The following is a 12,695-nucleotide window of genomic DNA, read 5'->3' as shown; positions in this document are numbered from 1 at the left end:
TTCAGGGCTGGTAGCCCATCCGCCAGCTCACGGCCCGGGTCGCTGCCAGCAAGCGCTGCGCCGCCGGGCCATCTTCGTCGGCGTGGAACAGCGAGGTGGGGCCGACCACGGTCATCACCGCCGCCACGTGCCCGACCGCGTTGAATACCGGTGCCGACAGCGCATCCACCCCCGGCATCAGCAGGCCATGCACAAAGTGCAGGCCGCGCCGGCGGATTTGTTCACAAGCCATGGCGTAGGCCTGGTCGTCGGCGAGGGCATGGGCGGTGCCGGCCTGGATTTCACGCTCACGCAACTCGACGGTTTCCCGCGACGGCAGGAAGGCACTGAACACCAGCCCGGTGGACGAACTGAGCAGAGGCAACACCGACCCCAATTGCGTCACCACCGTCACCGCGCGTACTGCCGGTTCGATCTGCACCACCGTCGCGCCCTGGTTGCCCCATACCGCCAGGAAGCAGGTTTCATTCAACTCGTCGCGCAGCTCTGCCAGGGGCATCGCGCCGACTTTCAGCACGTCCATGCTGCCCAGTGCGGCCAGGCCCACGCGCAATGCTTCGCGCCCCAGGCCGTAATGGTTGGTGGCGGCGTTCTGTTCGGCAAAACCCGAGGCGATCAGCGCCTGTAAATAACGGTGCACCTTGCTCGCCGGCATCTGCACATGATCGGCCAGCCGCGACAACGACGTGGAGGGCGACAGTTCGGCCAGGGCCTTGAGGATGTCGGTGCCTACTTCGGCCGAGCGGACTTTCTGTTTACCGGTGTCGCGGGGCTTTTCCATGGAGAGGCGAGAATCCGAGAGATGAATGGGCGTCTTTATAGCTTGACGGTCGATAGTGATCAAATTACGTTATGCGTAACTGGATTACGATAAAAACAACTTCCGCATAGAGGATGATCCATGAACCTCGAATACCTGTCGGGCTTCGGCAATGAATTCGCCAGCGAAGCCCTGCCCGGCGCCTTACCGGTCGGCCAGAACTCCCCGCAAAAAGCGCCCTACGGGCTGTATACCGAACTGTTTTCCGGCACCGCCTTCACCATGGTACGCAGCGAAGCCCGCCGCACCTGGCTGTACCGCATCCAGCCATCGGCCAATCACCCGGCGTTCGTCAAGCTGGAGCGGCAGCTGGCCGGCGGCCCGTTGGGGACGGTGACGCCCAATCGCCTGCGTTGGAACCCGTTGGATATTCCGAGTGAGCCGACGGACTTTATCGACGGCCTGGTCGGCATGGTGGCCAACTCAGGGGCGGAAAAACCCTCAGGCATCAGCATCTACACCTACCGCGCCAACCGCTCGATGGACCGCGTGTTCTTCAATGCCGACGGCGAACTGTTGATCGTGCCCGAGCAGGGCCGCCTGCGCATCGCCACCGAACTGGGGGTGCTGGACGTCGAGCCGCTGGACATTGTCGTGTTGCCCCGTGGCCTCAAATTTCGTGTCGAACTGCTGGATGCACAGGCGCGCGGTTACGTCGCCGAAAATCATGGCGCGCCGCTGCGCCTGCCGGACCTGGGGCCTATCGGCAGCAACGGCCTGGCCAATCCGCGTGACTTCCTCACCCCGGTGGCCCACTACGAAGACCTCAGGCAACCGACCACGCTGGTGCAGAAATTCCTCGGTGAACTGTGGGCGTGCGAGCTGGACCACTCACCGCTGAACGTGGTGGCCTGGCACGGCAATAACGTGCCGTACAAATACGACCTGGGCCGTTTCAACACCCTCGGCACCGTGAGCTTCGATCATCCCGATCCGTCGATCTTCACCGTATTGACATCGCCCACCAGCGTGCACGGCCTGGCCAACCTCGACTTCGTGATCTTCCCGCCGCGCTGGATGGTGGCCGAGAACACCTTCCGTCCGCCGTGGTTCCACCGCAACCTGATGAACGAGTACATGGGCCTGATCCAGGGCGCCTACGACGCCAAGGCCGAAGGCTTCCTGCCCGGTGGCGCGTCGCTGCACAGCTGCATGAGCGCCCACGGCCCGGACGGCGAGACCTGCACCAAGGCCATCAACGTGGACCTGGCACCGCACAAGATCGATAACACCATGGCCTTCATGTTCGAGACCAGCCAAGTGCTGCGTCCCACTCAGTTCGCCCTGGAGTGCCCGCAACTGCAACCTTCCTATGACGCGTGCTGGGCCTCGTTGCCCGTCACCTTCAACCCGAACCGGAGATAACCCATGACGCAGCCAACCCCTACCCGCAGTTGGGTAGCCTCCGCCAATGGTCACCGTGATTTCCCCCTGCAAAACCTGCCGCTGGGTGTGTTCAGCATCAACGGCTCGGTGCCGCGCAGTGGCGTGGCGATTGGCGACGCGATCCTCGACCTGCACGCCGCCGTGGATGAGTTTGAAGGCGAAGCCCGCCGCGCCGTTGATGCGACTGCGGGCGGCCAGTTGAACGCCTTTTTCGAGATGGGCCGTGGCCCGCGCGTGGCCTTGCGCGAGCGCCTCCTGGAGCTGCTCGCCGAGGGCAGCAAGCTGCAGGCCCGTGAAGCGCAGGTGCTGCACCGCGCCGCCGATTGCCAGATGCACCTGCCGGCGAAGATCAACGACTACACCGACTTCTACGTCGGCATCGAGCATGCGCAAAACGTCGGCAAACTGTTCCGCCCGGATAACCCGCTGTTGCCGAACTACAAGTACGTGCCGATCGGTTATCACGGCCGCGCCTCGACCATTCGCCCCTCGGGTGCTGACGTCCGTCGCCCCAAAGGCCAGACCTTGCCGGCCGGCCAGACCGAACCAAGCTTCGGCCCCTGCGCGCGCCTGGACTACGAACTCGAGCTGGGCATCTGGATCGGCCAGGGCAACGCCATCGGCGACTCGATTGCCATCGGCGATGCAGCCGAGCATATCGCCGGTTTCTGCCTGCTCAATGACTGGTCGGCGCGGGACATCCAGGCCTGGGAATATCAGCCGCTGGGCCCGTTCCTGTCCAAGAGCTTCATCACCAGCATTTCACCGTGGGTGGTCACGGCCGAAGCCCTGGAACCGTTCCGCAAAGCACAGCCGGCGCGGCCCGAAGGCGATCCGCAGCCACTGCCGTACCTGCTGGATAAGCGTGACCAGGCCGCTGGCGCCTTGGATATCGAACTTGAGGTGCTGTTGACCACCGCCGCCATGCGCGAACAGAACCTGCCGGCCCATCGCCTGGCCCTGAGCAACAGCCTGCATATGTACTGGACCGTCGCGCAATTGGTGGCGCACCACAGCGTCAACGGCTGCCAATTGCAGGCCGGCGACCTGTTTGGTTCGGGGACGTTGTCGGGTCCTGAGGCCGGGCAGTTCGGCAGCCTGCTGGAGATGACCGAAGGCGGCAAGAAGGTCATCGAGCTGCCTTCCGGCGAAGTGCGCCGGTTCCTGGAGGATGGCGATGAAGTCATCCTGCGCGCCCGCTGCAACCGTGAAGGCTTCGCCTCCATCGGCTTCGGCGAATGCCGTGGCACTGTGGTCTCGGCGCGCTAGGAGGGCAGGGCGATGGAACTCTATACCTACTACCGCTCTACGGCGTCCTACCGGGTGCGCATCGCCCTTGCGCTCAAGGGCCTGGTTTTCACTGCGGTGCCCATCAACCTGCTGGTGCCGGCGGGTGGCGCCAATCGCCAGCCCGAATACCTGGCCATCAACCCCCAAGGTCGCGTTCCGGCCTTGCGCACCGATGACGGCGAGCTGCTGATTCAGTCCGCGGCGATCATTGAATACCTGGACGAACGTTATCCACAGGCGCCGCTGCTTTCCAAGGACATGGCCACCCGTGCCCATGAACGCGCAGTGGCGTCGATCATCGGCTGCGATATTCACCCGCTGCACAACTCCAGCACCCAGAACCTGTTGCGTCAGTGGGGACATGACGAGGCGCAGGTGCTGGAGTGGATCGGGCATTGGATCAGCCAGGGGCTGGGTGCGGTGGAACAGTTGATTGGCGATAAGGGCTATTGCTTCGGCGAGCAGCCGGGGATGGCCGATGCCTTCCTGATTCCCCAACTGTATGCGGCGGAGCGCTTCAAGGTGCCGTTGGGGGCGTATCCACGCATCGGCAGGGTGGCGGCGTTGGCGGCGCAGCATCCGGCATTTATCCAGGCCCATCCTGCCAATCAACCCGACACTCCTGAGTGATCGTGCCCACGCAGAGCGTGAGCACAATAATAAAAACAGGTACCTTGCGATGCACAATCAGATTGCCAGCTTTCGCGCGGCACTCGATGCCCGTCCGGTGTCGCGCTACCAGTGGTTGATTCTCCTGTTGCTGGCCTTGTTGCTGGTAACCGATGGCTACGATGCCCAGGTGCTGGGTTATGTGGTGCCGGCGCTGGCGTCGGATTGGGGGCTGGAAAAGGCCGCGTTCGGACCGGTGTTCAGTGCCAACCTGCTGGGGCTGACCTTGGGCTCGTTGCTGGTGACACCCCTGGCCGACCGCTTTGGCGTACGCCGCATCCTGCTGGGCTGCGTGCTGATCTATGCCAGCCTCACGGTGTTGATGATCTTCGCCAGCTCGCTGACAACGCTGATGGCGGCGCGCTTTATTTGCGGTATCGGCATGGGCGGCGCGATGCCCAGTGCCATGGCGTTGATGTCGGACTATTCCCCGCCACGTTTGCGCACCTTGATGGTGACGTTGGCGGCGTGCGGCTTCTCGTTCGGCGGCGCAGCCGGTGGGTTTGTGGCCGCAGGATTTATCGACGGCTTTGGCTGGCAGGCGGTGTTTCTTGCCGGCGGCGTGACGCCGTTGCTGCTGTTCCCTTTCCTGGTGTGGCTGCTGCCGGAATCCCTGCCGCGCCTGCTGCGCGATGCGCCGCCGTATGCACGCTTGCATAAGGTCACCGCGCGCATGTTGCCTGGGTGGCGTGCGCCGCTGGCGGGCGAGGAAGAAAACCGCCACGAGCAGGGCAGCCCGTTGACGGTGGTGGAGCTGTTTCGCCATGGCTATGCACGCCCGACCGTGCTGATCTGGGCGACCTTCTTTGTCAGCCTGATCCTGCTGTATTTCATGATCAGCTGGTTGCCGTCGCTGCTGCTGGAAAGTGGCCTGGCGTTGAGTGAAGCCAACCTGGTGACCTCGATGTTCCTGTTCGCCGGCACCTTGGGTGCCATCGGCATGGCCTGGTTTGCCGACCGATTGAAGCGCAAGGTGCGGCTGTTGTCCGGCGTGCTGGCGGCAGCGGCGGTGTGTACCGTGCTGCTGGGGCTGAACCACGACAATCCGCGCTATCTGGTGGCCTGTGTGTTTGCCGCCGGGTTTTGCATCATCGGCGGGCAACTGACCCTTAATGCTTTCGCCAGCAATTTTTATCCGGCGCATGTACGCGCCACCGGTACGGGTTGGGCATTGGGTGTAGGGCGCTTCGGCTCGATCCTGGGCCCGTTGCTGGGCAGCATGCTGCTGGCGATGCATATTCCGGTGCAGCAGATTTTCTTCTTCTGCGCGATTCCGGCGGTGATCGCGGCGTTGTTGATCATTCAAGTGCGCTCGCCCGCGCCTGACGCGCCGAAGAGCTCTTTGCACGGCGATATCCTCAAGGTACCGGCCAATCACTGAAGATGTTGCATCTACATCGAGCAGGATCACTGTGGTGAGCGGGCTTGCCCCGCGCTGGGCTGCGTAGCGGCCCCAAAAATCGTGGGAGCGCTTCGCACTCCAGCGCGGGGCAAGCCCGCTCACCACAGAAGGCCGCTTGCCACAGGGAAATAGGCGCTTGAGAGCAGTGGGTTCAATGCACCACGGAGTTGGGCGGCAGGTGCCCCAGGCGCTCAGTCAGGCGCAAGCGTTGGATCGGGTCTTCGCTGAGCATCAGCGCGTGTTCAAGGTCGAAGCGCTCGGCGTTGGGGCAGTCCAGGCGTTGATACAGGCTGGCCCGTGCGAGGTAATCGGCAGCGCTGGCATTGCCCAGTTCCAGCACGCGCTCGGCGTCGATCAGCGCGGCCAGGGGGTTGTCATTGGCCAGGTGCAACTGGCGCAGGTTGCGGGACAGCCGTTGCAGGATCGAACGGGGTTCGGCGGTGTGCAAGTGGTCGACCTGCAACTTGAGGTTGGGGCCATACTGGCGTTGCAGCAGCTCGCGGCAATCGTTGGGGTACAGGCGTCGTCCGCCGCAGGGGTCCAGCAGGTGATCGGCACCGGGCACCCGCAGCAGGAAGTGGCCGGGAAAGTTGACGCCGACCATGGGAATGCCCAGGCGTCGCGCCAGCTCCATGGCAATCAACCCCATGGCCAGGGGCTGCCCGCGTTTGCGTTGCAACACCTTGTCCAGCAGGGCGGCGGCGGGGCGCAGCGGGGTGAAGTCATCCTGGGCGAAGCCGAGGTCATTCATGCGTCGCAGCAAGGGTTGGCCCAGTTCATCCGCCGGCAGCAGGGGCATGCCCAGGCTGACCTGTTGCTCGAGCAGTTTCAGGTCCTGCATGATCAACGCCGGTTGCACCGCCGGGTCATGCTCGGCGGCGATCCACAGCGCGGCTTCAAACAGCGCGGGGGGCGAACGTTCCAGGCAGGCGAAAAAAGCGTGACGGGGATTCATTGCATTCTCCGGCGAATGCCCCCGTTTTAGCCTTGCTGGGAATTTTCGTCCAGTGGCTTAAGAAATATCCTATCCGCTTATGTCACAAGACCTACAAAACCGGACGGCTTATTCCAGCGCACTTCGGCAGTTTTCTGCCGCAAGCCTATACTTGGCGACACAAGAAGTGATTCGGGAGCTCGACGATGTTTGCTCTCATGCACAGCACCCGCCTTGAATCGCTGCACCTGAGCATCGACCCGGTGACGGGGTTGAAGGCGGTCATAGCCATCCACAACAGCCGCCTGGGCCCAGCCTTGGGTGGTTGTCGCTACCTTGCCTACCCCGACGATGAAAGCGCCGTGGCGGACGCCGCGCGCCTGGCCCAAGGCATGAGCTACAAGGCCGCCCTGGCCGGGTTGCCGGTGGGTGGCGGTACGGCGGTGATCCTGCGCCCCGCCCATGTGGAAAACCGTGCGGCGCTGTTTGAAGCCTTCGGTCGTTGCATCGAGCAACTCGACGGTCGCTACATCACCGCCACCGACAGCGGCACCTCGGTCGCCGATATGGACTGCATCGCCCAACACACCCGTTTCGTTACCAGCACCACCGCTGCCGGCGACCCGTCGCCCCATGCGGCCATGGGGGTGTTCGCCGGGATCCGCACCACCGCCATGGCCCGACTGGGCAGTGACAACCTCGAAGGCTTGCGCGTGGCAATCCAAGGGCTGGGCAACGTGGGTTACGCCCTTGCTGAACAACTGCACGCCGCTGGCGCCGAACTGCTGGTCAGCGACATCGACCACGGCAAGGTGCAACTGGCCATGGAACAACTCGGTGCGCACCCAATCGCCAACGACGCCTTGCTCAGCACCCCCTGTGACATCCTCGCGCCCTGCGGCCTGGGCGCCGTGTTCAACCGCACCAGTGTCGGCCAACTGCGCTGCGCCGCCGTGGCAGGCTCCGCCAGCGCACAACTGACCAACCTGCAAGTGGCCGACCAACTCGAAGGCCGCGGCATCCTCTACGCCCCGGACTATGTGATCAATTCCGGCGGCCTGATCTACGTCGCGCTCAAGCACAGCGGCGCCGAGCTGCCTACCATCACCGCGCACCTGTCCAATATCGGCACGCGCCTGACGGAAATATTCGCCCACGCCCAGGCCGAAAAACGCTCACCCGCACGGGTCGCGGACGAACTGGCCGAGCGATTGCTCTACAAATAGACCACGCATTAAAAAGGCCCTGAATCCATGATTCAGGGCCTGTTCAATTCGGGCTTTATTCCGCCGGCGCGTTCAGCAACTCGGACAACGCGTCCGGTTGGCTCTTGAAGGCCTTGGCAAATACATCGCGATTCTTCGCCATGTAGATCCCGGCTTCCTCCACCTGCTGTTCGCTCAGGGACGGCACGGCTTTTTGCAACACTTCTGCGAGCAACTCAGCGAGTTCAAGCATCTTGTCATGACGGTCAGCTTCGGCTTTATCCATGAACAAACGCTCCAGATCTCGGCTGCTGCGGTATACCACTTCGACGGCCATTCACCACCTCACATGCCTTCACGATAGTTGTCTTTTGCGACTACTGTATTTATATACAGCTAAAAGGGTAAGCCAAACCGTGGGGTTTGGGTAGCAGTTTTTTAATGTAGCCGGGAAATAGGGGTTTGCTACACCGGAAATTTCTGACAACTTGCCGGGGTTGCGCTGGAATTGTCCGGTGGCTTACTTTCACCGGGCGCTGCAAATGCAGCTAGCGGGCTTGGCGGCCCAACAAGGAAGCGCAACAACACCCCTATAAGACTGCAGGCGTTTTTTGCATTTGCATTCTTGTGTCATGGCGGGTTGCGCATGGACCCTTCGGGGTGCCGGGTTGTTCCTTACCGGTCCGCCAACCTTGTGCAATCCGTCACCCAACCTGCTTGGCGGCAGGCGGTGATGGTTTCTTAACTAAGGAACTAATCTATGAAAAAAATCACTCCCAACCCCCCGTCCACCGATTCGACGCTATTCAGCGTCACGCCTGAAGCTGACACAGAAACCTTACTGGCTAACGCCAGCGAAACCCTGAACAGCGCCCGTGAAATGGCTAATATGCTGGCATTCGACCTTGAAGGTCCGCAGCGAAGTCTGGTATTGGCCATTCACCAATTGGTTGAGATTGGCGGTCTGTTAGTCGACCAAGCGCTAGAGAAAGTCGCACCAGTTTGATGCCAAGCCCTCTGACCGTTCCTACGTTTATGGGAACGGTCAAAAAATAGTCACAAATGGCTTCGATTTTTCCTGTTACTCACTTCATCGCTCGGAGCACGACAGTAAAAACTCCAGCGACTAGACTCCTTCTTCATCGACAACGGAGGCTTTTATGGACACTTCCTTTTCCTCAGGTATCCCCGCAGATACCGAAGAGCAGGCCGACAGCTATGACCGCTGGTTTCGCGCCAAGGTACAGGCCGCTCTTGATGATCCAAGCCCTGGCATTTCTCATGATGAAGTGATGGCAGAGATGCGCGCGTTAATTGAATCCAAACGCAAGAAAGGCGATGCTGATTGAGTGGGGTCCCGCAGCGCGGGTGCAACTCCGGCAAATTACTGATTACATCAGCGACCGCAATCCAGTTGCTGCGCTTGAGCTAAACCAAGCAATAGAAGCCTCCGTGCTGGCTCTTTCTCGTAGGCCCCATCTTTACCGCCCTGGGCGTGTCATCGGCACGCGAGAGATGGTGGTACACCCGAATTATCTGGTCGTTTATAAGGTGACAGACAACATTCGGGTCATCTCGGTTTTACACGCCCGCCAGCGATATCCTTGAAAAATCCGCTTCTCGGATGGGCAAAGTATCTACTCTGCTCATCCTCCCACGTGCCTCATGTCACCCCGCCATCATCTTATACCTGCCTCTGGCCTTTTTTCTGCATGCAGAACAACCGTCACGTCCAACCCGCATTATCCGGTCGAACCGACCTAAGGAAGCACCATCGTGAAATTTAATTGGGCCGAAAAGCTGCGCCATCAAGTCCATGGGCTGGCCGAGTCCCTGGGGAACCTGTTTGTCGAGTCGTTCCATTACCTGGCGTTGTTCGCCATCGGTGCGGTGACCGCCTGGGCAGCGGTGATGGAATTCCTGGGGATGCTGGAGAACGGGCACATCAAGATCGATGACATCCTGCTGCTGTTCATCTACCTGGAATTGGGCGCGATGGTCGGGATTTACTTCAAGAACAAACCCCTCGTTACTAACATTTTTTCTTTTAAGCAAAATACGGGTGAAACCCCTATGATTACTGGCCTTTGGTGCGCTTAAGGACAGCTTGGCAGTTTTTTTATTTGATGGTAAGGGTGTGAGTGATGAGCGAAATACGTGGAATTGAGAAGATGCGCAAAAGCCTTCATGGTGGTGCAGATTCGCTTGGGAATTTAGTGGTAGAGGCTTTTCACTACCTCGCACTGTTTGGCATAGCTCTGATTACGATTTGGGCAGCGATTAGCGCATTCATAGGAATGCTCGGCCAAGAAAAAATAAGCGTTGATGACATTCTGTTGCTATTCATTTATTTAGAATTGTTAGCAATGAGCGGGATTTATTTTAAAACAAATCATATGCCTCTGCGATTTTTGCTTTATATAGGCGTGACTGCACTGATTAGGCTTTTGATTAGCGATGTTTCTCACCATAACGCACCAGACCTAGGCATTATCTATGTGTGTGGCGGGGTGCTTCTATTGGCATTTGCAATTCTGGTGGTTAGATTTTCGTCTTCTAGATTTCCATCTGTAAAAGACAAGTCTGAAAATTGACTCGGTGAATCCACGACTATGAGAAAGACTCTGCAGGAACAGCTTTAATTAAAAAGTGTCTTGGCGGATACTTAAGCGACAAAGGCATGATCCAAAGGTTTGGGGCTTGCAGTGCTGAACAATTTCGCGCAGCGAGTGCCCTAACCTCTTTAAAGGAATGAGCTACAAGGATCAATAAAAGTCATTGTCCTGTCGAATGCATTTTCAATTCTAATGCATGATTCAATACCCAACAATTGATGGCTAGATTTGCTGACGCCTTTAAGTTTTTAAAGAGTTCTAGATATTATAGGCGCGCTATACATTTTCAGTCCTTGATTTCCGTGGCCTGTAGAGTAGCTACAGTACAAAAAACTACACTGTAGGCATAACTTACAGTACAAAATACTGAGCTGTAAGTGGCATATTTTCCACCAAAACGTGTTTTTAACTAGCTACAGTACAAAATATTGCACTGTAGTTTTAGCTTGGTTTTCTGATATTAAAATATTTATTACACTTTTTGGTGTTTAAAACACGTTTTGGTGTTTTTAAATGGTATTGTATTAAAACAAACCATTAATAACTAAAATGAACTACTCTCAAAATAAGACTTACATTAGATTTCCTACCTCAAAAACAGCTCTAGATGCTTTATCCAAAGTTGCCCTTGCGAGACATGCCGCACATTCTCTTTTAATCAAGCTCTGCACACTCGCGGAAAAAACAGAGAGTGGTTATTTTGTTGTCTACACAGACAAGCCGGAGTTAATGAAAATCATGGATTGCTCTGGCGAAAATATTCGAAGATGTATGAATATTTTAAGTGAGCAGAGAATGATTGCCGTTGAGCAAGACAAGTTGCATGTTGGAATGATGTGGATAGAAGTTAAGTTCCTTAACCTTTAATTGATGTGCAGAATAATAAAAAAGACTGCGATAACAGTCTAATTAATGAGTTGAGGTTAATATGAAAGAGAACCCTTTTAAAAGTATAGCATTTAATAAGCTTGAAAAAAACGTTTACGCGCCGATTTTTGTAAAAGCTATGCCATTCTTTAGTGCAATAATAGCATTCGATAATGTAGCTGCGCGAATAATGATGGCCGCGATTGAGAGCATGGATAGATTTAATGAGTGTGAAGTGATTATTACAGAACTCGACTCCTATTTGGACGTGAGCGAAAATACCAGAAAGCGAGCATTGAATGTATTGAGGTATATGAGTTTTATAGAAACCAAAAGAAATACGGTTAAAGACGGAAAAACTAAGTTTAAAATAAGCGTACAAGTTGCTTGCAAAGGTAACGTTGAAACCAAAGTGAATATGGAAGGTGCTTTTGATGAGTATTTATGTCCTTCACTGCTGGTAGACGGGCAGATCTGTAAAGAGAGGTTTGGGAAATATAAGCAGTTCAAAGGTAGGACCAAACGCAACGACGGACTTCCGTTTTGATTTGACGATTTATATTACGAAGGAGAAAAAATAACAAATACGAGAACAACATGACAAAAACAAAAATAGCTAGAGTCGACCATTTTTCAAACCAGTTAGCATCATTTGAAGCTGACAAATTCCAAGTCATATTCAACCCCGCTACAGAAACCTTGATTGCCAAAGAGAAGGCGGCTTTCTGCTTGAAAGCATTCAATGCGCAGGGGGTGAAGGATCAGTTCTTCACTGCTGATGACCTGCTGACCGACAAGCTTTTCAAGCTGATGAGCGCAAAAAACATAGAAGGGTATGACGTAACGATTGTCCCGAAGTCTAAGACCTACCACTACCTCACTATCAGCTCTGTCACGTCTTTGAAGCTCAAAGACCTGGCTAGCCTTGGCTTTGCCCCCACTATGGTAACAACCATCAAGGGAAGCCTTCACAGCAAGCTTTACGACCTGGCGTGTAGGATTGATAAGGATCAAGCAGATGACCTGTACGCATACAACGCACAGATGTTCGTGTGGGCTCTGAATAAGAGTGTCAGCACCTTGCGCGTACCTCGTCCAAAGAGCCTTGAAGCACCGATCCACGCTGCTGGATTCAAGCACCATGGCACAGGGTCATTCGTGACCTGTAATCGCTCGCTAAAGCGCTCCTGCACTGAATGTGTGGATCAGATACAGAAGGTGAGGGGGATGAAGCTCACAGCGCCTGCTGTTGGAGTTGGTAGCCCTGATGACGCCGCTTTCTACCTAAAGGCGTTACGTGAAACGCTCGTGTACAAATCAAGACTTCTTGGTGATTCCGTGATCGATGATGTGATCGACAGGAGGGTGGCTAGACAAGCATTTGCAGAGCATTACAGCGGTGATGACGTGTTGGCCTTCCTCATGAGCCAGGGCCACGTCAAAGCGAGGGAAAATGCATTGGAGCATGCTGTGAAGCTCATGACCTTCTGATGAATGACCACCAAAG

Annotated in this window: 15 protein-coding genes and 1 pseudogene; 13 read left to right on the top strand and 3 right to left on the bottom strand. The window is 56.8% G+C overall.

From position 1 onward, the window contains the following. Position 1: 1 nt before the first annotated feature. Complete coding sequence (locus BFP99_RS30865) at positions 2-781, bottom strand: IclR family transcriptional regulator (protein ID WP_065948972.1); 780 nt, start codon at positions 779-781, stop codon at positions 2-4. Positions 782-901: 120 nt separating this feature from the next. On the opposite strand from BFP99_RS30865, the gene hmgA reads away from it, so the two are divergent. From hmgA to BFP99_RS30845, 4 genes are read left to right on the top strand one after another with little or no spacing between them, the layout of a single operon-like run. Further along, positions 902-2,185 (top strand): homogentisate 1,2-dioxygenase, encoded by a 1,284-nt coding sequence (hmgA, locus tag BFP99_RS30860; protein WP_065924206.1) that lies wholly within the window; start codon positions 902-904, stop codon positions 2,183-2,185. A gap of 3 nt (positions 2,186-2,188) precedes the next feature. Beyond that, positions 2,189-3,475, top strand: coding sequence for a fumarylacetoacetase (fahA, locus tag BFP99_RS30855; protein WP_065948971.1), 1,287 nt, complete (start codon positions 2,189-2,191; stop codon positions 3,473-3,475). 12 nt (positions 3,476-3,487) lie between these two features. Continuing rightward, on the top strand, positions 3,488-4,126 hold the full coding sequence (maiA, locus tag BFP99_RS30850) for a maleylacetoacetate isomerase (RefSeq protein WP_065924204.1): 639 nt from the start codon (positions 3,488-3,490) through the stop codon (positions 4,124-4,126). Between the two features lie 49 nt (positions 4,127-4,175). Next, entirely contained in the window at positions 4,176-5,546 is a 1,371-nt protein-coding gene (locus tag BFP99_RS30845; protein WP_065948970.1) for an MFS transporter, read from the top strand. Positions 5,547-5,718: 172 nt separating this feature from the next. Here BFP99_RS30845 and BFP99_RS30840 read toward each other — a convergent pair whose 3' ends face one another. Next, complete coding sequence (locus BFP99_RS30840) at positions 5,719-6,522, bottom strand: SirB1 family protein (RefSeq protein ID WP_065924202.1); 804 nt, start codon at positions 6,520-6,522, stop codon at positions 5,719-5,721. A gap of 185 nt (positions 6,523-6,707) precedes the next feature. Between BFP99_RS30840 and BFP99_RS30835 the strand changes: the two genes are divergently transcribed. Beyond that, positions 6,708-7,727, top strand: coding sequence for a Leu/Phe/Val dehydrogenase (locus BFP99_RS30835; RefSeq protein WP_065948969.1), 1,020 nt, complete (start codon positions 6,708-6,710; stop codon positions 7,725-7,727). 55 nt (positions 7,728-7,782) lie between these two features. Here the strand turns inward: BFP99_RS30835 and BFP99_RS30830 are convergent, their stop codons facing one another. Beyond that, on the bottom strand, positions 7,783-8,043 hold the full coding sequence (locus tag BFP99_RS30830) for a YebG family protein (RefSeq protein WP_012722374.1): 261 nt from the start codon (positions 8,041-8,043) through the stop codon (positions 7,783-7,785). A 423-nt stretch (positions 8,044-8,466) separates the two neighbouring features. On the opposite strand from BFP99_RS30830, the gene BFP99_RS30825 reads away from it, so the two are divergent. The 8 genes and pseudogenes from BFP99_RS30825 (at position 8,467) to BFP99_RS30800 (ending at position 12,679) form a co-directional block, all read left to right on the top strand. Continuing rightward, entirely contained in the window at positions 8,467-8,712 is a 246-nt protein-coding gene (locus BFP99_RS30825; RefSeq protein ID WP_065924200.1) for a DUF6124 family protein, read from the top strand. A gap of 154 nt (positions 8,713-8,866) precedes the next feature. Further along, positions 8,867-9,055, top strand: coding sequence for a type II toxin-antitoxin system RelB family antitoxin (locus tag BFP99_RS30820; RefSeq protein ID WP_065924199.1), 189 nt, complete (start codon positions 8,867-8,869; stop codon positions 9,053-9,055). After that, on the top strand, positions 9,045-9,314 hold the full coding sequence (locus BFP99_RS32605; RefSeq protein ID WP_083221294.1) for a type II toxin-antitoxin system RelE/ParE family toxin: 270 nt from the start codon (positions 9,045-9,047) through the stop codon (positions 9,312-9,314). The genes BFP99_RS30820 and BFP99_RS32605 overlap by 11 nt, the downstream gene beginning before the upstream one ends. A gap of 168 nt (positions 9,315-9,482) precedes the next feature. Beyond that, positions 9,483-9,785, top strand: a pseudogene (locus BFP99_RS30815) (phosphate-starvation-inducible PsiE family protein); the annotation flags it as partial. Positions 9,786-9,850: 65 nt separating this feature from the next. Then, complete coding sequence (locus BFP99_RS30810) at positions 9,851-10,300, top strand: phosphate-starvation-inducible protein PsiE (RefSeq protein ID WP_065948967.1); 450 nt, start codon at positions 9,851-9,853, stop codon at positions 10,298-10,300. Between the two features lie 570 nt (positions 10,301-10,870). Next, positions 10,871-11,188, top strand: coding sequence for a hypothetical protein (locus BFP99_RS33220; protein ID WP_141690860.1), 318 nt, complete (start codon positions 10,871-10,873; stop codon positions 11,186-11,188). Between the two features lie 61 nt (positions 11,189-11,249). Then, on the top strand, positions 11,250-11,735 hold the full coding sequence (locus BFP99_RS30805) for a hypothetical protein (RefSeq protein ID WP_065948966.1): 486 nt from the start codon (positions 11,250-11,252) through the stop codon (positions 11,733-11,735). A gap of 50 nt (positions 11,736-11,785) precedes the next feature. Then, positions 11,786-12,679: a hypothetical protein gene (locus BFP99_RS30800; RefSeq protein WP_065948965.1), complete on the top strand. Its 894-nt coding sequence runs from the start codon at positions 11,786-11,788 to the stop codon at positions 12,677-12,679. Positions 12,680-12,695 lie beyond the last annotated feature (16 nt).

The organism is Pseudomonas sp. 1 R 17 (assembly GCF_900067035.1).
In the GTDB taxonomy this organism is placed as follows: Bacteria; Pseudomonadota; Gammaproteobacteria; order Pseudomonadales; family Pseudomonadaceae; genus Aquipseudomonas; species Aquipseudomonas marginalis.
This window is presented reverse-complemented; position numbering and strand designations above follow the sequence as displayed.

What these genes read in the sequence shown, in the direction of transcription:
- BFP99_RS30865 (WP_065948972.1), bottom strand. Translation starts at nt 781, where the DNA reads ATGGAAAAGCCCCGCGACACCGGTAAACAGAAAGTCCGCTCGGCCGAA.
- hmgA (WP_065924206.1), top strand. Translation starts at nt 902, where the DNA reads ATGAACCTCGAATACCTGTCGGGCTTCGGCAATGAATTCGCCAGCGAA.
- fahA (WP_065948971.1), top strand. Translation starts at nt 2,189, where the DNA reads ATGACGCAGCCAACCCCTACCCGCAGTTGGGTAGCCTCCGCCAATGGT.
- maiA (WP_065924204.1), top strand. Translation starts at nt 3,488, where the DNA reads ATGGAACTCTATACCTACTACCGCTCTACGGCGTCCTACCGGGTGCGC.
- BFP99_RS30845 (WP_065948970.1), top strand. Translation starts at nt 4,176, where the DNA reads ATGCACAATCAGATTGCCAGCTTTCGCGCGGCACTCGATGCCCGTCCG.
- BFP99_RS30840 (WP_065924202.1), bottom strand. Translation starts at nt 6,522, where the DNA reads ATGAATCCCCGTCACGCTTTTTTCGCCTGCCTGGAACGTTCGCCCCCC.
- BFP99_RS30835 (WP_065948969.1), top strand. Translation starts at nt 6,708, where the DNA reads ATGTTTGCTCTCATGCACAGCACCCGCCTTGAATCGCTGCACCTGAGC.
- BFP99_RS30830 (WP_012722374.1), bottom strand. Translation starts at nt 8,043, where the DNA reads ATGGCCGTCGAAGTGGTATACCGCAGCAGCCGAGATCTGGAGCGTTTG.
- BFP99_RS30825 (WP_065924200.1), top strand. Translation starts at nt 8,467, where the DNA reads ATGAAAAAAATCACTCCCAACCCCCCGTCCACCGATTCGACGCTATTC.
- BFP99_RS30820 (WP_065924199.1), top strand. Translation starts at nt 8,867, where the DNA reads ATGGACACTTCCTTTTCCTCAGGTATCCCCGCAGATACCGAAGAGCAG.
- BFP99_RS32605 (WP_083221294.1), top strand. Translation starts at nt 9,045, where the DNA reads ATGCTGATTGAGTGGGGTCCCGCAGCGCGGGTGCAACTCCGGCAAATT.
- BFP99_RS30810 (WP_065948967.1), top strand. Translation starts at nt 9,851, where the DNA reads ATGAGCGAAATACGTGGAATTGAGAAGATGCGCAAAAGCCTTCATGGT.
- BFP99_RS33220 (WP_141690860.1), top strand. Translation starts at nt 10,871, where the DNA reads ATGAACTACTCTCAAAATAAGACTTACATTAGATTTCCTACCTCAAAA.
- BFP99_RS30805 (WP_065948966.1), top strand. Translation starts at nt 11,250, where the DNA reads ATGAAAGAGAACCCTTTTAAAAGTATAGCATTTAATAAGCTTGAAAAA.
- BFP99_RS30800 (WP_065948965.1), top strand. Translation starts at nt 11,786, where the DNA reads ATGACAAAAACAAAAATAGCTAGAGTCGACCATTTTTCAAACCAGTTA.